The organism is Paenibacillus faecis, assembly GCF_008084145.1.
Lineage (GTDB): Bacteria > Bacillota > Bacilli > Paenibacillales > Paenibacillaceae > Fontibacillus > Fontibacillus faecis.
In genome coordinates, this window is the sequence record NZ_VSDO01000002.1 from 1,043,554 (window position 1) to 1,064,854 (window position 21,301).

Here is a 21,301-nt window from a genome sequence, read left to right on the forward strand (position 1 = left end):
TGTATTCTGGATATTTCAAAATTTCTTGAATGTATCAAGTTAATTGACTTGCATTTAAATTATTTTATTGCTTTTTTCGATAAAAGTTAACCTAAAGGTAGTGAATTTATGGAGTGGAAGAAACTCGTACAAATCGATAAAGAATGGATTAACAAATATTTATTAAATCAACACTTCGCGCAAGATTTTAAACTAAAAATCAGGGGCTATAGTATTAGGTTTTCTGGCAACCTATTAGACTTTAATTCTTTAGGTCTATTTACTGCGGAGTCAATCGAGAAATACGTTTATAGTTCAAAACAAATCGAAGAACTAGGAGAAAAAAGGGCATGGATTCAAGCTCAAAAGTACTTTGGGAAAAAAGATCCGAATACCGATGGTAAATATGGTGAGGTTTTACTTTTTTTACTAGTAGAGAGTGTTCTTGGCTGTCCTATGGTGGCTCATAAGATCAAGTCACTGACTAATCCAAAGGATCAGATAAAAGGTGGGGATGGCATTTTTCTTGGTGAATATGAATATCAGAGTGGAAAGTTCCATTCTGCATGTTTAATAGGGGAATCCAAAATAATGGATTCCTTTGCTGGAGGAATAGAAGATGCTTTTTTATCACTGGATAGGTTCCATAATGAGCTCACCTCAGCACAATTTAGTTCAACTGAATTTATGGTTGCTAAACAAAACTTAAGTGATGATTTCGACCTTGATTCTGTTTATGATGCTATAACACCAGGTTCTGAAGAATATCGAAGCAATATATTAGTTCATCCCATATTTATAATGTATAACACAAACGAAATAAATAATATTGAAAGACAAGCACTGACTCAAGATGAAGCCGAAGAGATGATAAAGAAATATTTCAGTCGAAGGGGGAAAGAACACTTACGATTAATTCAAGATAAGCTGGCGAACTCAAGTAATTTACAAAAGGTATTTTTAGACTTCTTTATTATTCCTGTGCATAATGTTCAAAAATTTAGAAATACTGTATTTTATCATATTCATGGAGTAGATTATAATGGCTAGTATTTACGATAATGCTTATTATCATGAAACATTTAATTTTATGCTTGATACGCTATTGGATAATTATATTCGTAAGCAATTAAATATTCCTTTTAGTAAAAACATTGATTTTAGTCTATTAAGAAAAGCGGGTTGGATTGCATCTATTCTTGCTGGAAGTAACGAAGAGATTCACAAACAAAAAGCACAGACATTCGCTGTATTATTGTTTTTATATAATACTAGTGATATCAATTTTAGTAAACTGAGCTATGTCTTATTTTCAAGAACTGGTAATTTATTGGCGACAAAATTTTTGTCTCAGCTATTTAACATAGTGCCTAATCTTCCTAACCAAGTATCCTTTAAGGAAGAGTTTGGTACATTGTTAGATTTTGAAGTTGGATTGAAACTATACGAAAACACAATAGAGTTGAACGACGATTTCGTAATAACAACAGATTTTCAAAAGAAGTTATGGACAGCTCTTAATATTTACCAAAATGTTTCTATTTCAGCTCCAACTTCTAGTGGGAAATCATTTATCATTCAACGCTTCATTAAGTATCAATTTGAAAATGCAGAAAATTTTTCTGTTTTATACATAGTACCTTCAAAGGCATTATTAAACCAAGTTAGTGAACAATTCAGGGCGGTTTTAAATAAATCAATACAGATTAAAACAGCATTTATAGGGGAAAACACTGATAATATAAGTGAATTTGTTCGCCAGAAACAAATGTATGTATTAACACCTGAAAGGTGTTTGAATGCATTAAACCAAACCAGTACAGTGGAATTTTCCCCGAATTTAATCTTCATTGATGAAATTCAGAATGTAGAGGATGAAGAAGGCCGCGGCGTTCTTATGGAGTACGTACTTGGAGAATTAAGCAAGAAATGGGCAAACGCAAAAATTATAATAGCAGGGCCAAGTATTTCTGAAAGTGATGAGTTATTCAAGGAATTGTTTAATCAGGAAAGCGAGAATGTCGAAACCTTACTCTCACCGGTGATTCAAATTAAGGCATTGGTAATACCGGATAAACAAAGTAACCAATTGAAGCTTAAAGTCAAGTCTTTTAGTGATACAAAAGATATTACTATTCCAATCGAAGTTGATTTTGATGTGAAATCAATTTTTGAATCGAGTCAAGGATCTATTGTTTCAAGAGTTATTTCCAATATATCAAGAGGAGAACAAAGTATTATTTATGCTCCGAGAACAGACTTCGCAGAAAAATGGGCACTAGAATCACTTAGTTTTTTTCCTTCAGTTGATTTACGCTCTATCAGTGAGTTAATTGACTTTTTAAAGGAAGAAATACATCCTCGTTATTATCTAATTGATTGCTTAAGGAAAGGAGTGGCGTTCCATCATAGTAAATTACCAGAGTTAGTCCGAAAAGAAATAGAATACCTGTTCGATAAGGGCCAAATTAACTACTTGTTTTGTACTTCGACCTTACTTCAAGGTGTTAACTTACCCGCCAAGAATTTGTTTTTAATTTCAGCTAGAAAACGGAGTGATAGTTTATCTCCATTTGAATTTGGTAATTTAATAGGAAGAGCAGGGAGAATTAAAGATTCGTTGTATGGTCAAATTTTTTTTATAACTAAACAAAGTGTAGATGAAATTATTGCTCAAAAATATTTTTCTGAAAATTATCAAAAAGAAGTTATATTAGCAAGTACGAAGTCCTTCTTGAAAAAAGATTTCATCGATAAAGATTTGAAGAATACAGAACTGGACAGCAATAAAAATAAAAATGGATATACCATTACACATTTAAGGCAGAAATATCTTGCAGGAAAAGATGAATTAAGAGATTATTTGATCAGGAAACAAATTAATAATACTCAGATAGAGCAAGTCGTTACACAACTAGGTGAACAACTTTCAGATATAAAAGTACCCTACGAAATTATTAAGTTAAATCCATCAGTTGATCCATTACTACAAAATAAACTCTATCTTAGAATAAAGGAAGAAGGATACCAAAACTGGGCGATAACACCTAACCCGAACTTTAATAGAAGAATAAAGAAAAATAAAATTGTGGAACATCCTTTTCAAGATTTAAGTTTCTTTTGGCAGTTTTCTATTATATGCCAAAAATTAGATGAAGTGTTTGAGATAGGGAGAGAAACCTACTTTAAACACAATATATCTAACTTAAGTATAGGTAGTATTTCTTATTTCGGGTTTAGATGGCTTCAAAATACTGGATTTAGAGAAATAATTGAGGATGATATTAATTTTTACGGCAATATTAGAAAGAAAATAAACCCAGATAATGTTGAAGATATTAATAATAGAATAAAAGAAGTTATGAATATTCACTCAAAGGTAATTACTTTTACATTAGTTAAATATTTCAAAGTACTTACTGATATTCTTGAACTATTCTTTTCTGAAGATGACAGGGAGAAATACAAATTAACGCTTTCCCTACCTGTTATGCTTGAACTGGGGACTATGGATCCTATCATGATACGAATGATTTCCTCTGGTATTAATAGAAGTGTTGCGTTACAAATTTATCATGAATTTATTAAAGTAAATAATTATTTAGAAATTGATGTTATCAATTGGTTATATGAGAATGGTGAAAACATCAAAATAAAGCCAATATACACAAAATATCTAAAGGATTTAGGTTTTATTCAATAGCTATAGAAAGACTACACATTAAATTTGAAGGTAAGGAGCTTTTTTAACGGTATTAATAAAGAAGTTAGTTTATTACGGCTCTCTTCGAAGGGCCGTTTTTTTACTCGGACAGATCAAATCAATTTAAATAGCGGTAAATCTGTTATCTTTAGCATAACGAAGGGGAGATAATATGCAGCTTACAGGCTTGGCAATGCTGCGCCTGATGAAAGCAGGTCACGGCTTCGTTGGCGAAGGCGATTGGAAAACCTCGACCCTGACGCGCGTGCTGAATGTGCTAGGATATTCAGGGAAGTCTTAAAATACTCGCATATATCATTATGGATCACTTTTACAGTATAATCGAGGACCTCTTCCTCCCAAATCGTTTATAACAAAAAAATTAGTAATTTTTAATTCGGAAGGAATAGCATAAAATTTTATTTAAGAGCTTTCTCAGGTATTGATATCATATAACACTATTTTCATGACTGGAGGCGCTGACAAGCCTTTTAATTTAAACAATAATAATTAGCAGATAGGTGAAATATAATGGAGAAATTTAATTATAGATTGATAAATTTTATTGAACAAGTAATGGTAAAAGTTAATCATTTTATTTCGAAAAGCTACTTACACTTTAGTGAATTTATAGAAAATTATAAAATCGTCATTTTGTTATGTATTTTACTGTCTGGTTTAATTTACTGGTATAAAGCCAAAAAACAGAAGAAGTTGTTAGTAAATAAATTGCAATTTATTAACTTATTAATTCATATAGTGCTAGTATGTGTATTTGGTTGCGTAATAAATCTCTCTAATATACCTAAAATAAATGAGTTATTATCCATATACTGGTCAATCGGATGGATTCTGTATCTCTTCTTTTTTATTGTGTTCATAAAAGAATTAGTTAATTATCAAAAGTCAATGAAAAAAATTATTCTGAACTTTTCTAAGGTATATTATTTTTTGGGTTTGACTTATATTTTTACGGCATTCTCCACCAATCAGTTATATATCGTCAATGACTTATTACTGATTAGTTTATTTATTGTTGGATGGTTTATATTGCAGTTGTTGTCTCGCGAAATTGCAACTGAAAGTTTTGATAAAGTAAATGAAGAATCAGATGTTGATATTAATACATATGAACAATTGCTACCTACTCGAAAGCAGGAATTTAGTAGTTTGCTTGAAGTTTTAAGGATAAATAATTATGACGAACCCTTTGCTCTGATATTAAATGGGGATTGGGGAACAGGGAAAACTAGTCTAATAAACGTTTTGTCAAAAAAATTATCGGAGGATGGAAATTATACGATCTTCATACAACCGATGATCTTAGATACAACTGAAAAGCTAATGGAATATTTTTTTAGCCAACTTAAAGATATATTAAGTTCCAATAGGATTTTTACAGGGAAAGATAGCCCGTTTAAGAATTATGTGAATATTATTTTTCAAACATTAAACACATTAAATTTAAAACAAGTAATAAAATTAGATAAGTTATTGGAAAGTTTGGATAATGATGAACTGAGTGATTTTAGAAAACGCAAACAATGGTTAGAAAAGGATATACATAAACTGTTATCGAGTAAATTGAAGAAAAACAAAAGAAAGATGGGTGGTAGTGGAGATGAGGAAGATGAAACTAGGAATAAAAGTAAAATTTATATTATTATAGATGATTTTGATAGAGTTGAAGAAGAGACTTTTAAATCTACATTAATATTTATAAAAGAACTAGTCAATTTTAAAGGTTTCAATGTTATTTTCTTGATGGATGAGCAAAGAATAGATGGAAATAAAAAAGTAGACCGGTCTTACTTGGACAAATTTGTAAATAGAAAATTCCAGCTATCTAAAATAAACTTTCAAGAAATATTTAGCTATTTTATAAAAAATATTGGTGTAGACCAATTACGTGCAGGATTGACTCAGGAAATCAGCAATAGAATAAAGCAGAATGTAATTTATTACATAATGGACTTAATAAAAGATATTAGTAATAAATTAACTGACATTCAAGGGGAAATTGATTCAATAAGCAAGAAAACTAAAACTAATCAATACAATAATGATGAACAAGTGTCCCTAGAAAAGTTAAATAATAGTAAAGGGGAAGTTGAGGATATTCTTCGGAGGTTAAATGATGGAATAACAAATATAAGGAAAGTTAAGAAAATAATTAGGGAAATAAAAGAATTGTTAATAACTATCGATCATCGAATTTCTGAACATGAAATTTTTAAATTGAATTTAAGTGGAGTAGAACGAATTGACGAAATAATTGTTAGGACCATGATACTTAAAATACTTTTCGGAGAATATGTAGATAAATTAATACAACAAGATAATGATTTTTCTAATGTTATGTTCGAAATTAAATATTTTAAGAAAAATTATTTGTTAAGTTCATTTTTTTCGGTGTTTTTTAAAAATCATATTAGTGAAGAACAAGGATTGAAAATGGATATTTTGAATGATTTTTGTAATGCAATAGTACTTAATAGATCACTCGATAAATTAAATGCGGATAAGGAAACAAATACTAAAAGAATTCTTAATAAATTGGACGATCCGAATCATTGTTTGACCATTAATACTATTGAGGAAATAAAGGAATACTTAAAAGTGATTTCGTACAATAACTATGGAGTTGCGAGTCAGTTAGTTAACTCAAGAAGAAATAAATTAATAAAGCATATAATTGTTTTATTTGAAAAAGGAATCGTTTCCCTTATGAATCTTTTTGAGATTCTTGGAGAACCCCAAAGAAATCCATTGATAGAAACCGATGTTTATTTTACGGAATTAAACGAAATATTAGGTAGGGATACATATTTTCAAAATGCAAAAGATAAAAATGGGAGTTATTTTTATGTTAATGAGACAACAACACCTATTTTTCTACCCTATAAAAACTATATCGTTATGATTATAAGTCTATTGAAATTGAAGGATCTATCGTACAGTTATGAAAGCATTAGTGCAGATTTGAGTGGTATTTATGAACTCAAAGAAATGGTAAAGGCAATCGGAAGGATAATTAATGAAGAGAATCTCTATATCTCGGAGTTGGACTTTTTTGATCAATGGGTTAGTAAATCAATCAACTGTATAGCTACAGAGAATAAAGATAATGAATATATTATTGAATCAATTAAATATTACCAATATAGACTTAACGAATTTATAAGAATATATCGTTTAAAAGAGCGAATCTCAGAAAAGATTAAAAGCATTTCAGTAAAACCTATCAACAAATTTAATGGAGAGCCGTTTGCACAATCAGAAGAGGAGCTGATTTGTGAAATTCTAGAATTTCACGACTATTTTTACATTCAGAAAGAATTAATGACGTCACAGAATCTAAGATATTTTAGTTCCTTACTTGTATTATTGGAAAGACATACAAGAAATAATAAGGTTGAAGACGAAATTATAATTAAAATGGAGGAGCTTTACCTGATTATACCCAAAGATGGATATGATGAAAGTTCTGAAGAACACAAAACATGGATCTGGTGTACTGTGAAGTTAGGTGTAATAACAGAAAACCAAAAATCAATTACGACCAGAACTGTATGAATAGAATAAATTAAGCTACTTTCTTTTAAATAAGAGCTGTCACTCTTGGGCAAACCAATGGACAGCTCCTTTATCCAAAGATGTGCAGCCAACACTTCGGTCTCGAAGGTTTCCGTAAGCATATAGCGATCCGTTCGTTTGACGATGTCTTGTTGAACCGAGAGATCCGGCTTCGTCTCAAAAGTATACCGTAACACGACCCGTGTCGGTAAGGCGACCGTCTTCAAGGACTTGATCTCAGGGATCACCTGGCTAACTTGTTCCCTGAATGCCTACAATGAAGGACTGTTCAGCTCCTTGTGCGAAGTACAGCCGCTTAAAAGAACGGTCCAAACAAGTAACATCATTATTCCAATTTTCTTTATGGAAATTGCTCTCCGCTCGTTATTTGAAATACCTGAAACCTCTGCCTAGGCTCAAGAATGAGGTGATGGCGTCGAAATGGGTCGATAGTTGATGCTGCGCCGGTCACCCCATGTCGAAATGGCGATCCAAAAATTATCGTTCGGGTGCGGTAATATATCGTAATTGTCATCCAGCGCCATTTGTACTCATAGCTTGAAAACTTGGACAGATTGAGTATGGCGATCGGGGAGTCAATCTTAAGGCCTGCCTTTACGAAATCGGCCGTATTGTCCAGCGTGAACGAGGCATTGCTGATAACGGCGCAACGTTACCTTCTTGTCTTACGCGTATTTCTCAATAGCGGATGAGAACGGCGAAGCGAATTTTGAGTACTTAGCTTCGTTTCAACAGGACGGTGAGTGGACGTGGTCATACAGTGATTACCAAAATAAGGCGGAGGGAGTAACACTTCCTTAATGGACGGTAAAGGACAACAGTCTCATAATCCACCTTTTACAAAAGAACTGCGGCTGAAACCCTTCCGCAGCTCTTTATTGACCTTGTTTAATCTACTCGTCATACTTAAGGCCAATATAAATTGGAAGATACTAAACATAAATATAGGAGGAAAAATGGAAAAAATAAACTACTTAGAATCTAGAGCTTCAAGTCGGTATGATGACTATGATCCTGAGCAAGATAGAAATAAAAACACGAAATTTGCTGATCTAATCATTGATGGCAGATCACTTTATCAAATGCTCAAGAAGTACGATATGGTTCCGTGTCTCGGATGGGGGAGTGAAGAGAATCAAAGACAAATGATTGATTACTTTTTAATTGAAGCATTATATTTTAAGTGCAAAACTATGAAAGTGCGATAAATAATACATATGGAACTGCAGGGATTTAATAACATACTATTGAGCTTTCTCGAAGAAGCCAGAGACTGCACCCAACAATGCATTCACGCTTCGGAGTCGGCAAAACCGTCTTTTGGTCCGTAAGAAGGAGTTCGAATAGTTGGATACGGGAACGTTTGCCGAAATTCAATTAGAGGTGAGAACATGAATAAAACATTTATTGAGAATAGATTGAAAAATGCATTAAAAAGACTTTACTATTTTGATCATGAAATTATTTCCAATAATTCACATGAAAGATCGATAACTCATCGGCTAGCAATTCACTTGGGAGAAGTGTTTTATGAAGGGTGGGATATCGATGTTGAGTACAATAGAAACCTTGGAGACATGAAGAAAATAGATGTAAACAATAAGCTTGCTCAAAGACTAAAGAGCAAAATTGATAACCATGAAGATATTATAACTGGGCGTAGATCCGTCTATCCTGACATTATAGTTCATCGAAGAAATTCTACCGATAATCTATTGGTTGTTGAAGTTAAGAAGATGAATGTTTCAGAGCAGCTTGAACAATATGATATCGATAAACTAAAAGCATATATTACTGAAGAAACGTTGGAATATCGATTTGCTGCTTTTATTAAAATAGGTGATCCAGAAGATAATCCCAGATATGATTATAAAGTTATATCAAGAGAGGAATGGTTAACTCAAGGGGAATTGAATCTCGGCTAACATTAGATTCAAGTGGTGGAGCCTTAAGGCCCCCTGGTTCAAATTGATACTTATTAATGCTCCGTAACTCCAGTTGAGTTTGGGGCTTTTTTATTTTGTTGTATACTCGGTGGTCTCCTTGAATTCCCCCACCATCTCGAATCATAATAGACCTAAGGATAGACAATGGGAAGTGAAAAAAATGAACAAGGTCCTGCTGCTAAGAAGCTACTTCAATTCTGCGTAAAAATGAAAAGCGTGGTGTAGTAATTATATGAACATACCTATATTAAACACAAAGCTGCATATTCCTCCAGCGCGATCGAAAGCGGTTTTACGCTCACATTTGTTCGAACGCTTGTCTGAGGGGCAGCAAGGAAAGTTAACGCTAATCTCCGCTTCTGCGGGCTATGGTAAAACCACGTTGGTCAGCGAGTGGCTGGCTGGCTGCAGACGTCGAGCCGCTTGGTTGTCGCTGGATGAGGGTGACAATGATCCCGGGCGATTTCTCCTTCATCTTATCGCTGCCATAAAGAACATCGTTGACGTTAACGACCAAGGTGTATGGAAAGCGCTGCAATCTCCGCAACCGTTGCCGATCCCATACATCCTTACTTCTTTAGTCAATGCAATATCATCCGGTTCAGATTCATTTATTCTCGTTCTTGATGACTACCACGTCATTGAATCTCAAACTGTGCATGATGCTCTGTCTTTTCTGATCGATCATCAACCGTTACAGCTGCATTTGATCATCATGACGCGCGAAGAGCCGAAGCTGCCGATCGCCAGATTACGGGCAAAAAACCGATTAACCGAACTGCGTGGAAACGACCTGCGTTTCAACCGGGATGAAGCGACGTTATTTTTTAACCAAATCATGGGGCTTCATTTATCATCGGCAGAGGTGTTTGCTCTGGAGGCACGCACAGAAGGGTGGATTGCCGGGCTGCAATTAGCCGCGATCTCGATGCAGGGTTGTTCGAATACGACCCAATTTATTTCATCCTTTACCGGCAGCCACCGTTTTGTGTTGGACTATTTAATGGAAGAAGTCCTTATGCAGCAATCCGAAAAGGTTCAGACCTTTTTGCTTCATACCTCCATTCTTGATCGATTTTGCGGCTCCCTCTGTGATGCCGTTCTACCGCAGGGGATGGGGGGAGATGAAATCCTGGCGTATCTTGAGCGTTCCAACCTCTTCATGATCCCGTTGGATAGCGAGCGTCATTGGTACCGTTACCATCATCTTTTTGCCGATTTGTTGCGACAGCGTTTGTATCAAGCCAACAAGGACAAGACCGAGGAGATCGCCGTTCTACATACTAGAGCAAGCCATTGGTTTGAAGAGAATGACCTTGAGATCGAAGCTTTTCGGCACGCTGTGGCGGCTCAGGATGTGGATCGGGCTGCCACATTAATCGAGGGAAAGGGAATGCCTCTACATTTTCGTGGCGCCGCTCAGCCTGTATTAAATTGGTTGAAGCGCCAGGACGCGTCCACCCTTAACGAACGGCCGTCGCTCTGGGTGATTTATGCCTCCGCCTTATTGATGATCGGCCAAGCGGACGGAATCGAAGAAAAACTATCCGCTGCCGAGGCGGCCATGAAACAGATCGATTCCAAAGAGGTAGATCCTGATCTAATCGGGCATATCGCATCGATCCGGGCCACGCTTGGAGTTACTCGGAACGAGACGGATACCATTATTGCCCAATCCCTACTCGCGTTGGAGCATCTGCATCCGAATAATCTGCCTGTGCGCGCGGCGACAAGCTGGACGTTAGGCGTTGCCTACCAGCTGCAGGGCGATCGCGCAGCCGCCAGACGAGCTTATACTGAAGCCTTATCGATCAGCAAGCGAATGGGGCACTTGATTATTACGCTAATGGCAACATTAGGTACAGGCCAGATTCAGGAGCTCGACAATCAGTTGAACCTGGCCGTGCAAACCTATAAACAAGTGATTGAACTGGCTGGCGAACCGCCATTGCCGGCTGCTTGTGATGCCTACTTGGGCATGGCTCGTATCTTCTATGAATGGAACGATTTGGAGGCAGCCGAACAGCATATCCAGCAGAGTATCCTGTTGGCCAAGCAGATCGAAAACACGGATAGGCTATCCGATAGTGAACTATTTGCGGCAAAATTGAAACTCGCCAGACAAGATATTTTAGCCTCGGAAGCTTTGTTAACTAAAGTTCGTCATGAAGTGCAAGAACGATCCTTTCCTCACCTTTTGGGTGAAGTTCAACATTTGGAACTTCTTATTTCTCTTCATCACGGCAACTTTCCGGAAGCCGTCAAGCATTTGGAAACTAGTGAATGGCCTGTTCTGCAGTCAAGAATGCATATGATCCAAGGGAACGCAAGCGCGGCTCTGGCCATACTGGCTACTTTGTATGACCAAGCGAGAGCGAAGCAATGGAAGAACGAACAGCTTAAGCTTCTTGTACTCCAAGCCTTAGCCTTTCAGGTCCAAGGCGATCTGGAGAGGGCGCTTCAAAGATTAAAAGATGCTTTGACACTGGCAGAGGATGAAGGTTTCGTTCGTCTTTTTGTTGACGAGGGTAAGCCCATGCTTGATTTGTTAACGGAAGCGGCTACCCGTCGGATCCAGCCGGAATATACCGGGTTTTTACTGTCCAACATGCATCATGAACAGAAGCTCAATGATTTCGCGATTCACAGTCCCCCCATCCGCTTCGAAGCTTTCAGCGATGCCTTAAGCCAGCGTGAACTGGAAGTTTTGCAACTGATTGCCCAAGGCCTATCCAATCAAGAAATAGGGGAACGGCTTTTCCTCGCCTTAAGTACAGTGAAGGGGTATAATCGCAATATTTTTGACAAATTGCAGGTTAAACGGCGAACCGAAGCGATCGCACGTGCCAGAGAGCTCGGGCTGATATAACTGACTCCGGTCTTAAGCAATGCCTAAAGGCAAGGCTTGGGACTTTTTTAGTTCGCACCAACTTTAATACTTTAGTATCTACTCGGTCATGCCTTGCAGCCAATATGCTATTTGTAAAACACTCTGGCTGATCATCAGGTAAAAGGGGGAGGCGTCATGCAAACCAACAGAAAAACGGCAGTCTATCTTGGGCTGCTGCTCATCTTCAGTTTTGTTTTTGGAATATTTAGCTCCGTTCCTGCATTAGAACGTTCGGATTACCTTGTAAAGTTGCCAGAAATCGAAATGCAAGTTTTGGTGGCCACCTTTTTTCAAGCGGCAATGGCTGTAGTTTATGTCACGATAACCGTATTGGTATATCCCATCATTAAAAAATACAACCAAAGTCTGGCGGTGGGATATTTCGGTTTCAGGCTGATTGGCTCCGGCTTTCTCTTTGCCGGTATAGGCTCCCTGCTTCTTTTATTAGAGGTGAGTCAGAGTTCTACAGTTGCCGGCCAAGCTGACTTATCGTATTTTGAAGTTATCGCTGAATTGCTTAGACAAGGCAGAGATACTCTGAATCATATAGGAATGATATTGCCCTGGAGTATTGGCGGCTTGATCCTCTATTATGGCCTATATAAAACTAGATTTATCCCAGGGTGGCTCTCGATCGGGGGGATGATTGGTTCTTCCTTGACTCTTCTGGCTACGTTGCTGTTGATGTTGAACATCATCAAATTAGCGAGCCCCATCTACTTTATCCTAAATGCGCCGATAGCTATTTGCGAGATGTTTCTCGCTGTACTTCTAATATTTAGAGGATTCAATCAAGTTAAAGTGTGAGAACAACCTGACGAAAATGTCAGATGGGTTGCCGTACGGCCGGATACATTAGTCAATCATGATGAAGAGAGTGCCTATGATGATTTTGAATCTCCGGTAAGAAGCCCCATATTCAATGCGGGTAAAACAAGCAGAATCAATGTAAGTCATTTTATGGCTGAACTTGCGACGGATGATAGGTTGTGGAAGTATTGGGAATTCAAAACCCCGTTGATTTATAATAAATAGAGAGGCGGCGCAGCATCAACTATCGGACCCATTTCGACGCCATTACCTCATTCTTTAGCCCCTAGGCGGAGGGTTCAGGTATTTCAAATAACGAGCGGAGCGTAATTTCCATGAAAAAAATCGGAATCATCATGTTGCTTGTCTGGATTGTTCTCCTAAGCGGCTGTACTTCCCACAAGGAGCTGAACAATCCTTCATTGAAGGCATTCCGGGAACAAGTCAGCCAGGCGATCCCGGAGATCAAGTCCTTGAAGATGGTAGCCTTACCGACACGGGTCACATTCCGGTATACTTTTGAGACGAAGCCGGATCTCTCGGTTCAACAAGACATCGTCAAGCGGACGGATAGCTATATGCGTACGGAAAACTTCGAAACCGAAGTGTTGGCGGCTTATTACGAAGCGTTCAGCAAGGAAGATCGCCTTCCACCCGATATCGTCGTCGCGATGGATACGGATGAGAACGGCGAAGCGAATTTTGAGTACTTGGCTCCGTTTCAGCAGGACGGTGAGTGGACGTGGACATACAGTGATTACCAGAATAAAGCGGAGAAAGTAACATTTCCTTAATGGAACGGTAAAGGACTTCTTCTCTGCTTCTCTGCTTTGCTTCTATGGTTCAGAGGTTGATGCGCACGAATGGGGACAACCTGGAATCCGAGAAGAGAGATGCATGAATTTTATATTCTGCTGCGAGATATTTTTAATGAAGTCCATTTTATTGTGGGTGGGTGTGCTTTTGAAGAAGATGTAAAAGCTTTCTTTGATACGGATGTATGCTGGCCTGATCCTAGTTATTCAGTGGAGAATATCACTTCGAATCGAATAACCCGTAGAATGAACTCTTTTAAACAGATCATTATAAATGACATCCTCAATAACAAGTTGGAGTGGGGTTCGAAAAATATAATTTTTAATAAAATACATAACGGAATTGAATGGATTAATTAAACTTCTCTGAGAAGGCGAATATAAGAAAACAATCACTTTGGTGGTGATCTCTATGAAGATAAAGCTTTTAGAATTGCGTTTTCTGAAGCAAAATAAGGTAAATGTTACTTTTTCTTCTGATTTAGGTATAGGCTTTGGGTATTGGAATTCAAGTAATCATGTTAAAGAGGGCATGGAGGTAGAAGTTGAGTTAGATATTCCGGGAACACTGTGCTTTGGTAAAGATATCGTCGAATCTATGGATGAAGAACCGAAGCTATATATAAGTATGGATAAAGTAAATCTCATTGGTCGAGTGGAACAAATTGAATACGATAATATTATAGCTGTTCGTCTAGGTCACAGTATTTTGTTGATTGAAGTTGATGACCCTTCCATGTTTGAGGCAGGGAGATGGATCAAGATTCAAACTAATGAACTACAGATAACCGATTTTATGTTTTGAGATCTCTAAGACGACGTGGATGGAATTGGGCGATTAAATTATACAAGGGGTATTTTTATGAAGAAAAAGATCGAAAAAATTGTTGAGCTTGTGTATAAAGTCTCCTGTTATGATATCGCTGACAACCAGTATAATAGGACCTTTAATACTATAAGAAAACTTACAGAGGAAGTTTGGAATAGTCATTACAGAGAACTATTAAATGAGCTGGAAAAGTTAGATAATCCAGAAGCAAATTATCAATTATTTTGGCTTGAATGTTTGGGTTATCCAAGAAAAACACCTAATTTATTTGGGCATGATGGAATGCCGCTTGGTTTAAATTACGGAGCTCTGCCTTCTGATTTCAATAGATTATTAGGATTTCACGATTCAAAGTTAGTTTCAGTTTTAATAGAAAATGAAGATATTAGAATGTTTATAGAGCTTGATTCATGGGAATATGAAAGAGCAGAACTTATGTTTTACAATGTTATATCTTCCTATCATCTAGTTAATGACGAAATAGTAGTGGATCATCTGAAAGGCATTTCTAATTTTACTATTTTGTCCGATTGTGAAGCACCAAATATAGAATATTGTATTAGGCATTTAAAGATAAACGATACTGCATTAAGTAAAAATCATCAAGAAAAAAGATTGTTCTGTATCTTCGGAACGCAACGTGAATCATCCGATTCGCTTTATATTTTTGCAGATCGTTGGGGATTAAAGACCTGTTAGTACTCTAGAAAGGCTCCAACTTCACCTCCTGATAAGATAATAAACCTATTCATTAGGGCCATTTTATTTTAAGTGGCAAAACTATGAAAGTGCGATAAATAATACATATGGAACTGCAGGGATCCAATAACGTTCTAAGTAATCTCAGCGTATGATCAATTATTGAAGGTGAATCTATATGTTTGACAGTAGTTCTATAATAAAAATGATTGATATAGCAGCAACCCAAAAGAATTATAAAGAAATAGAAAAGCTAATAAATATGATGGACATCCGTGTTCAACATGGAATACATAGCTTATTAAATGAATCCACGATTGAAGTAATTACTGAAAATAAGGACAATATCAATATTGCTTCAAGTGTAAAAGAGCATATCATTTGGTTTCATTTTTATAAAGTACCTTGGTCGGATGAGATGCTTGATAAACTGATCAAAATATATAAAGAGGAACGTTATCTTGCACTAGAAAGCAGAGTAATAAGCGCAATAAAATCAGATGAAATTGATCATAGTCAGATAAATAAATTGGAAAGCACATTTAGTTCAAAGGAATTTATAAAGCAAATTGAAATTTGGAAGAAGAGAAATAGTTTATCTTAGGCCCCGTAGGGGAGACATCGCTGGTTAATTTCGTGAAAAAGGCTACAACAAAGGATGTGATCGACACGCTTACTTATTTAAGCAAACATGCGCAAAAAGCCTATAAAGAAATTCTGCGTATTATAGAGCGACCGGACTTTCTTTTTTCAAATGACAGAACTCTAACCCCTTTAGAAGCGCTAACTAATTATAGATATATTCACGGCTTTACTCGTTTACTAAGAAAAGGAACTATAAGTTTAAATGATGTCACGCAATCATTCATCTTTTTAGAAGCCAAGGTAGAGGAATACTTAAAGAATATATATAAGGATAAAGATTTCAAGTTAATCGTTTACGGGGACGTTGGAATCCCTGGATTTACATTAACGGTGACGTCTTTTTATGAGAATCAAGATGATGAAGGGCGTTATGAGTTGAACGATCTGGTGAAATGGTTTGCTGAGAACGCATTATATAATGGATTACATATCGAAGAGGGAGCAGCAGAAGAAGTTACCGATGAAAGTAGCGGAAATATGTTCAAAAGATATTATTCAAAGATCATTAAGACCTAGATGCCTGGTTTTTCACCATATTGCGCAAAGGGACCAAGTTTTAGTTTCAAGAATATGACAAGAAATTGGCTTAGAACCCCCCGCTGGATACGGGCTCTGGTGGGACTATGTTCTTATCCACCAATAAATAGAAATTGATTGACACTAAACTCCCCTTATTAACTGCGGAACTTAAAATATAATGATATTGCCTCTAATAAAATTTGAATATCCGTTATCTATTCAAGGTGATTCTATGGTATCACTCCGCTGATTATTATTAGAAACTTTTTTTGTTTTGTCGGATAATGAGTCTCATAACAAAATGGGAAGCAGCTATTTTGGCTGCTTCCCGTGTGCATCTATCTTCCAAAACTAAGGATCTCATTGCCAGCATCAGATAAGATGATAAATCTGCCATCGTACTTGTTCTTGTACTTATGGGCTGGTGTTGCACCAGAGTTCACTGTTTTTGTATAGTTCGACGGATTATTTGCGACATCATCCCTGCATTCACCTGCTTTTACCAAGTAGTCGTAAATATTGTTTACGCTGACTTCAGATTTATGTTTGTCAAAGTGATATTGTAACGATGCTGCCCGAGTAGAAAATGTCCCTTTATGCCAACCTATGGAAGCAAGTTTTGTGTCATCATATTCTAATTTAGCATCGCCATTTAATACCCGTGTCCCACTCCCGTCAACAACTGTAATTGTGACGTAATAATTCATGGTAGTCTTTGTCATTGGAATATTCCATGTGAATGTTTTTCCAACAACAGCCGGTACCTTGCCCGATTTTGCAGGTAACCTACCATAATCAGTTGCAGAACCAGTTACTGTTACATTATCTAAGGCGTCAACTCCAATATTACCTACCCACACAGAAAGTACATTATAGCTAGGAGTAACAGTTATAGGAATCCCATTTGGTACCATAGGATGTACTCTACCATCACCTACCTGGAAGGTAGCTGTAGGAGCATACTTATCAGATACAGCAGGGCTTTTTTCTGCAAATACAGTTGAGCTCAAAGAAAACAACAATAGAAAAGTTAATAACGAGCTAAGGATTTTTTTCTTCATCGAAAACACACTCCTATTTCTTAGATTATATGCCGCAGATAGTGAAGCAGGAATGAGACTTAAAACAATTTTTAGCCCATTCATCAATCTCATTAACTAACTGTTTAGCAATCTCAGAATTAGATGCGTTTACGTTCTGCATAATCTGGTTCCACTCTTCTTGAGTAACCTCAGTAGGACCATAGTAATTGAAATCCCTAAGAGTAAGGGTCAAATAATCTACTAATTGTGTTTCAGCTATAGTTTCTTCAGTTAAATAAATTGAATCTTCCAGCCAATGAGTGCCACTCAAGCGCCCTTGCATAAACTCAAATACATCATGACTTGTCAGATCCTTCTTTTTAAGAATACCCATTGACTTCCTCCATACTTATACCTCTGGCTGTTTCATGGTAATGTTAACAGAAAAAAATGAACTTATAGTCATCCCTCCCTTTCGAATTTTAAAGGGGTAATTTACTTTATATACCAAAATATCCCTTCCCTAATAATAGATCAAAAGGGCGGTTTTGTGAACCATTTATATCTATTTTTCTATTTATTTGTAATAATAGATATCTCCTATATGAAAATACAACTGATACAGAAAAAGGATTGTTTTCATAAGGATCGCATTGATTTGGGGACGAGGAAGCTCAAAGATGATGCGGACTTCATCGATTGGATCAAGACGGCGGGGCCGGTTAAGTTTAAGGTATCGGTATGTACGGGTTCATTGTTGTGGGGAGTGGCGGGGTTTTTGAAAGATAAAAAAGCAACAACTCACCCCAATGTCTATGAATTGTTGGAGCCTTATTGTTCAGAGGTTATTCCATCCCGGATTGTGAAGGATGGGAACGTAATCACCGCAGGAGGAGTAGCGACATCCATTGATTTAGGCCTTTTAATAATTCGATTGTTTGCTGGAGCGGAAGCGGCCCATGTGGTGAAGAAGCAGTTGGATTATCCATATACGGCAGTTGGAATTGTGGAAGTGTAGGCAATTTATGTGGACCGTTGAATCCTGCAAAACCGTGTTTGTATATTGGGTCTTTCGCCCCTTGCTCGTAAAATGTATAATCATGGAAGAGGGCCCGGACAACAAACGCCCCAACCTAGACAAGAGCTATCTAAGGTTGGGGCGTTTCGTGTATTAAAGATAAGTGGAGGGAGTAGGGTATGCGAAACTTCTATCGGATTTTTATGGTTTCTTTTCTTATAGTGATTTGCGGATGCTCAACACAAAAAGAAGTGAATTTAGAAGACCGTATGAAAGGCGTTATTGAATACAAACAATATGAAGTAGGGGCAGAACAGTCTGATGAGGTAAAGCAATGGTTAGACCAGGTCCGTTCTACCGGGGAAGAAGACCGATATTTTATTCTTCAAGATCCCGATGAAGACGAAGGCTATGTGTATTCGTATGTATACCGAAAGGGTTCATCCGATTATGAGGTTTCATTTATCTACGACCCAAGCGATCAAAGCAGCACAGAGAAAATTCATGTAACCGGAATAAACAACGACCCCTCCAACGAAAAATTTGTAAAGATTAAATCCATAAAAAATGGCGAATCCACACTCTTTATTTTCTCAGATGAAAGTTTGAAGAATAGATTGATAAATTAATATAACGAAGGCAGAAGCCGGCTCCCTATAATGGAAACCGGCTTTTGCAATATGGGCGGGCGTTAGCTCTGTATTTTAAAAGTGAAAGAAAATATGTCACTGAAATTTATATTGGGCGAGTTAGGGAAGAAGCTATATCCTCGCTTTCAGCAAGTAAAATCAAACAATGAAAATTCCATCACTCTATAATGGGTATAGAGTCGTTGAAACGAGGTGAACAGACGAATGTACGAGTGGCACAAGCAAATCCAAATCATCGTTGACGAAATTGACGAGTGTATTCAACATCGTAACGGTGAAGCGATATCTCTTGGATTTCTTTCCCGCAAGTTAGGTTATTCCGAATTTCATACGACGAGAAAATTTAAGGAAATATCAGGTATGCAATTTAGGGATTATCTGCGGCATAGAAAATTGGCCTTTGCCCTAAAAGAGGTACGGGATAGTGACAAAAGCCTGTTGGATATTGCGTTTGAATATGGTTTTTCATCGCATGAAGCTTTTACCCGAGCCTTTAAGGGAACCTATGGTGTAACTCCAAGTGAATACCGAAAACAGCCTATGCCTGTTGCCCTTCGTACAAAAATCACCCCTTTCGACCGCTACTTTTTCGGATTGGGAGAGATCGGTATGATCAAATCGGCAGATGGGGTTAACGTTTATTTTGTAACCATTCCCGCGCACAAATTTTTGCATATCAAAAACGATGAGAGTAATGGGTATTGGGATTTTTGGCAAAAGCAAAGTCTTATTCCCGGCCAGGACTGCGAAACCATATGCGGCTTGCTCGATAGCATCAAGGGTAAATTGGATGACGATGGCGGGAGCGTAACGAACAGCGGCAGCGGTCAGATTATGGCGTACATCATTGACCCGGGCGGCAGACTCTGCGGTTGGGGGATTCCACGTACAGAGTGTTATGGTGTGCGACTTCCTTTGGATTATCAAGGCGAAGTCCCCCCACAAATGCTTTTGATTGATGTTCCCGAAGCCGATTATCTTGTCTTTGAACATGGGCCGTTCGATTATGAACAGGAAAATCGCAGTGTGGAGGAAAAGCTGGAACAAGCAATGGCAACTTTTGATTTTGCAGGCACCGGTTACTGTCTGGATGCTTCCCCCGGTAGAATCATTTACATGTATCATGATCCGGAGCGGTTTTTTAAGTATATCAGACCGGTGCGAAAGTCATAATCGTTAGAAGCATCTGCCCAATGCGGCAGGTGCTTTACTACATCCGATTAAGTCCTGATGACACCGCTCCTCAACCAAGTGATAAAAGTCAAAGCGCCCATAAGCTAAAATTAATATATAGTTCAATAAAACGTGAGGGTGAAGAAACCATGACGGACAAAAAGATCATAGTACAATTTACTATGCTGACATTTTTCATAGCCTTTCTTGTATCCGGTGCTTTGATTGCTCTTGGGCCATTCGGATATTCGGTTCACAATTGGGTTCACACATTCCAGCAATTCATGATGAATATTCCTTTTGCAATCTATATCCTGTCGCCCGCTATTGCTTCGTATATCGTTCTAAAGAAAAACAAAAAAGTAGCAAATCCCTCTTTTCTTCATTCCGGGGACGAATCACGGAGAGGGACTCATTAACTTTTGGATGTTTGCCGTTCAAGTTATGGCGTTTCGGTTTTTTTACGGGGCAATCTACACAATATCAGGAAAAGGCCGTGTGTTTATGTGCGTATTATTCCACACCATGTTCAATGCCGCATCCCCCATCTTCGGCACGATGACTATGACTTGGGCGGGGACAATTGCCGCTAATGCTCTGATTGTTCTTGTTTCAATTATAACCGTTGTATTGTACGATAAGAGGATAATTAAATCCCTTGACATTGACGTCGTGTCGCACTTTATGATCTGTATGAGAAAGGAGATCAGGCATGAGCAATTTAAATGCTGGCAACTGGGATTCCGGAAATATGTTCGGCTGGCTTGAAGAATCTTTAAATTATGTGAATCGAGTGTATCTTCCTGACCCGCAAGGCGAAGGCTTTCAGCTTGATCTATTAATTCCAGTCAAAGAAAATTTGAAAACAATTCCAAAGCTTCGGTGTGTTACTTTAAAGACTCTAATAAAGCAAATTTAGAACTTGCAGATACAAAACTAGGTAACCAATATCATCGATTCTTTCGAAATTCGCTTGGAGTCCGGCGGACTCATATGACTGGGCGAC

Annotated in this window: 19 protein-coding genes and 1 pseudogene; 18 read left to right on the forward strand and 2 right to left on the reverse strand. The window is 37.4% G+C overall.

Annotation, left to right across the window (positions count from 1 at the left end):
* Positions 1–108 precede the first annotated feature (108 nt).
* The 13 genes from FRY98_RS12675 (at position 109) to FRY98_RS12740 (ending at position 16,429) form a co-directional block, all read left to right on the forward strand.
* Entirely contained in the window at positions 109–1,029 is a 921-nt protein-coding gene (locus FRY98_RS12675; protein WP_148452236.1) for a Hachiman antiphage defense system protein HamA, read from the forward strand.
* A complete protein-coding gene (locus FRY98_RS12680; RefSeq protein ID WP_148452239.1) occupies positions 1,022–3,682 on the forward strand; it encodes a DEAD/DEAH box helicase in 2,661 nt (886 codons plus the stop codon). Before FRY98_RS12675 ends, FRY98_RS12680 begins: the two co-directional genes overlap by 8 nt.
* 172 nt (positions 3,683–3,854) lie before the next feature.
* Complete coding sequence (locus FRY98_RS12685) at positions 3,855–3,983, forward strand: L-arabinose isomerase family protein (RefSeq protein ID WP_148452241.1); 129 nt, start codon at positions 3,855–3,857, stop codon at positions 3,981–3,983.
* Positions 3,984–4,213: 230 nt separating this feature from the next.
* Positions 4,214–7,258 carry a P-loop NTPase fold protein gene (locus FRY98_RS12690; protein WP_148452243.1) on the forward strand — a complete coding sequence of 1,015 codons (3,045 nt, stop codon included), beginning with the start codon at positions 4,214–4,216 and terminating at the stop codon, positions 7,256–7,258.
* An 821-nt stretch (positions 7,259–8,079) separates the two neighbouring features.
* Complete coding sequence (locus tag FRY98_RS28655; RefSeq protein WP_211373284.1) at positions 8,080–8,487, forward strand: hypothetical protein; 408 nt, start codon at positions 8,080–8,082, stop codon at positions 8,485–8,487.
* 183 nt (positions 8,488–8,670) lie between these two features.
* Positions 8,671–9,204, forward strand: coding sequence for a hypothetical protein (locus tag FRY98_RS12700; protein ID WP_148452245.1), 534 nt, complete (start codon positions 8,671–8,673; stop codon positions 9,202–9,204).
* 253 nt (positions 9,205–9,457) lie between these two features.
* Positions 9,458–12,094, forward strand: a complete 2,637-nt coding sequence (locus tag FRY98_RS12705; RefSeq protein WP_148452247.1) for a winged helix-turn-helix domain-containing protein — start codon at positions 9,458–9,460, stop codon at positions 12,092–12,094.
* 156 nt (positions 12,095–12,250) lie between these two features.
* Complete coding sequence (locus FRY98_RS12710; protein ID WP_148452249.1) at positions 12,251–12,922, forward strand: DUF4386 domain-containing protein; 672 nt, start codon at positions 12,251–12,253, stop codon at positions 12,920–12,922.
* Between the two features lie 338 nt (positions 12,923–13,260).
* Positions 13,261–13,719 carry a hypothetical protein gene (locus FRY98_RS12720; RefSeq protein ID WP_148452251.1) on the forward strand — a complete coding sequence of 153 codons (459 nt, stop codon included), beginning with the start codon at positions 13,261–13,263 and terminating at the stop codon, positions 13,717–13,719.
* Positions 13,720–14,152: 433 nt separating this feature from the next.
* Positions 14,153–14,545: a hypothetical protein gene (locus tag FRY98_RS12725; protein ID WP_148452253.1), complete on the forward strand. Its 393-nt coding sequence runs from the start codon at positions 14,153–14,155 to the stop codon at positions 14,543–14,545.
* Positions 14,546–14,602: 57 nt separating this feature from the next.
* Entirely contained in the window at positions 14,603–15,268 is a 666-nt protein-coding gene (locus tag FRY98_RS12730; protein WP_148452255.1) for a hypothetical protein, read from the forward strand.
* Positions 15,269–15,446: 178 nt separating this feature from the next.
* Positions 15,447–15,872 carry a hypothetical protein gene (locus tag FRY98_RS12735; protein ID WP_148452257.1) on the forward strand — a complete coding sequence of 142 codons (426 nt, stop codon included), beginning with the start codon at positions 15,447–15,449 and terminating at the stop codon, positions 15,870–15,872.
* A 32-nt stretch (positions 15,873–15,904) separates the two neighbouring features.
* Complete coding sequence (locus tag FRY98_RS12740; RefSeq protein WP_148452259.1) at positions 15,905–16,429, forward strand: hypothetical protein; 525 nt, start codon at positions 15,905–15,907, stop codon at positions 16,427–16,429.
* 341 nt (positions 16,430–16,770) lie between these two features.
* On the opposite strand, the gene FRY98_RS12745 is transcribed toward FRY98_RS12740, so the two are convergent.
* A complete protein-coding gene (locus FRY98_RS12745; RefSeq protein ID WP_148452261.1) occupies positions 16,771–17,493 on the reverse strand; it encodes a hypothetical protein in 723 nt (240 codons plus the stop codon).
* Positions 17,494–17,518: 25 nt separating this feature from the next.
* On the reverse strand, positions 17,519–17,848 hold the full coding sequence (locus FRY98_RS12750; RefSeq protein WP_148452263.1) for a hypothetical protein: 330 nt from the start codon (positions 17,846–17,848) through the stop codon (positions 17,519–17,521).
* A 156-nt stretch (positions 17,849–18,004) separates the two neighbouring features.
* Between FRY98_RS12750 and FRY98_RS12755 the strand changes: the two genes are divergently transcribed.
* The 5 genes and pseudogenes from FRY98_RS12755 (at position 18,005) to FRY98_RS28660 (ending at position 21,214) form a co-directional block, all read left to right on the forward strand.
* A complete protein-coding gene (locus tag FRY98_RS12755) occupies positions 18,005–18,472 on the forward strand; it encodes a DJ-1/PfpI family protein (protein WP_416367234.1) in 468 nt (155 codons plus the stop codon).
* A 179-nt stretch (positions 18,473–18,651) separates the two neighbouring features.
* Positions 18,652–19,101, forward strand: a complete 450-nt coding sequence (locus FRY98_RS12760; RefSeq protein ID WP_148452265.1) for a hypothetical protein — start codon at positions 18,652–18,654, stop codon at positions 19,099–19,101.
* A gap of 225 nt (positions 19,102–19,326) precedes the next feature.
* A complete protein-coding gene (locus FRY98_RS12765; RefSeq protein ID WP_148452267.1) occupies positions 19,327–20,295 on the forward strand; it encodes a helix-turn-helix transcriptional regulator in 969 nt (322 codons plus the stop codon).
* Between the two features lie 149 nt (positions 20,296–20,444).
* Positions 20,445–20,940, forward strand: a pseudogene (locus FRY98_RS29290) (CPBP family intramembrane glutamic endopeptidase); the annotation flags it as partial.
* Positions 20,941–21,007: 67 nt separating this feature from the next.
* Positions 21,008–21,214 (forward strand): hypothetical protein, encoded by a 207-nt coding sequence (locus FRY98_RS28660; protein WP_211373301.1) that lies wholly within the window; start codon positions 21,008–21,010, stop codon positions 21,212–21,214.
* Positions 21,215–21,301 lie beyond the last annotated feature (87 nt).

Excerpts from the sequence above, each read along its gene's own strand:
- FRY98_RS12685 (WP_148452241.1), top strand. The coding sequence starts at position 3,855 with ATGCAGCTTACAGGCTTGGCAATGCTGCGCCTGATGAAAGCAGGTCAC.
- FRY98_RS12750 (WP_148452263.1), bottom strand. The coding sequence starts at position 17,848 with ATGGGTATTCTTAAAAAGAAGGATCTGACAAGTCATGATGTATTTGAG.
- FRY98_RS12680 (WP_148452239.1), top strand. The coding sequence starts at position 1,022 with ATGGCTAGTATTTACGATAATGCTTATTATCATGAAACATTTAATTTT.
- FRY98_RS12760 (WP_148452265.1), top strand. The coding sequence starts at position 18,652 with ATGCGAAACTTCTATCGGATTTTTATGGTTTCTTTTCTTATAGTGATT.
- FRY98_RS28660 (WP_211373301.1), top strand. The coding sequence starts at position 21,008 with ATGAGCAATTTAAATGCTGGCAACTGGGATTCCGGAAATATGTTCGGC.
- FRY98_RS12710 (WP_148452249.1), top strand. The coding sequence starts at position 12,251 with ATGCAAACCAACAGAAAAACGGCAGTCTATCTTGGGCTGCTGCTCATC.
- FRY98_RS12675 (WP_148452236.1), top strand. The coding sequence starts at position 109 with ATGGAGTGGAAGAAACTCGTACAAATCGATAAAGAATGGATTAACAAA.
- FRY98_RS12720 (WP_148452251.1), top strand. The coding sequence starts at position 13,261 with ATGAAAAAAATCGGAATCATCATGTTGCTTGTCTGGATTGTTCTCCTA.
- FRY98_RS12705 (WP_148452247.1), top strand. The coding sequence starts at position 9,458 with ATGAACATACCTATATTAAACACAAAGCTGCATATTCCTCCAGCGCGA.
- FRY98_RS12745 (WP_148452261.1), bottom strand. The coding sequence starts at position 17,493 with ATGAAGAAAAAAATCCTTAGCTCGTTATTAACTTTTCTATTGTTGTTT.
- FRY98_RS12730 (WP_148452255.1), top strand. The coding sequence starts at position 14,603 with ATGAAGAAAAAGATCGAAAAAATTGTTGAGCTTGTGTATAAAGTCTCC.
- FRY98_RS28655 (WP_211373284.1), top strand. The coding sequence starts at position 8,080 with ATGGACGGTAAAGGACAACAGTCTCATAATCCACCTTTTACAAAAGAA.
- FRY98_RS12735 (WP_148452257.1), top strand. The coding sequence starts at position 15,447 with ATGTTTGACAGTAGTTCTATAATAAAAATGATTGATATAGCAGCAACC.
- FRY98_RS12725 (WP_148452253.1), top strand. The coding sequence starts at position 14,153 with ATGAAGATAAAGCTTTTAGAATTGCGTTTTCTGAAGCAAAATAAGGTA.
- FRY98_RS12690 (WP_148452243.1), top strand. The coding sequence starts at position 4,214 with ATGGAGAAATTTAATTATAGATTGATAAATTTTATTGAACAAGTAATG.
- FRY98_RS12765 (WP_148452267.1), top strand. The coding sequence starts at position 19,327 with ATGTACGAGTGGCACAAGCAAATCCAAATCATCGTTGACGAAATTGAC.
- FRY98_RS12700 (WP_148452245.1), top strand. The coding sequence starts at position 8,671 with ATGAATAAAACATTTATTGAGAATAGATTGAAAAATGCATTAAAAAGA.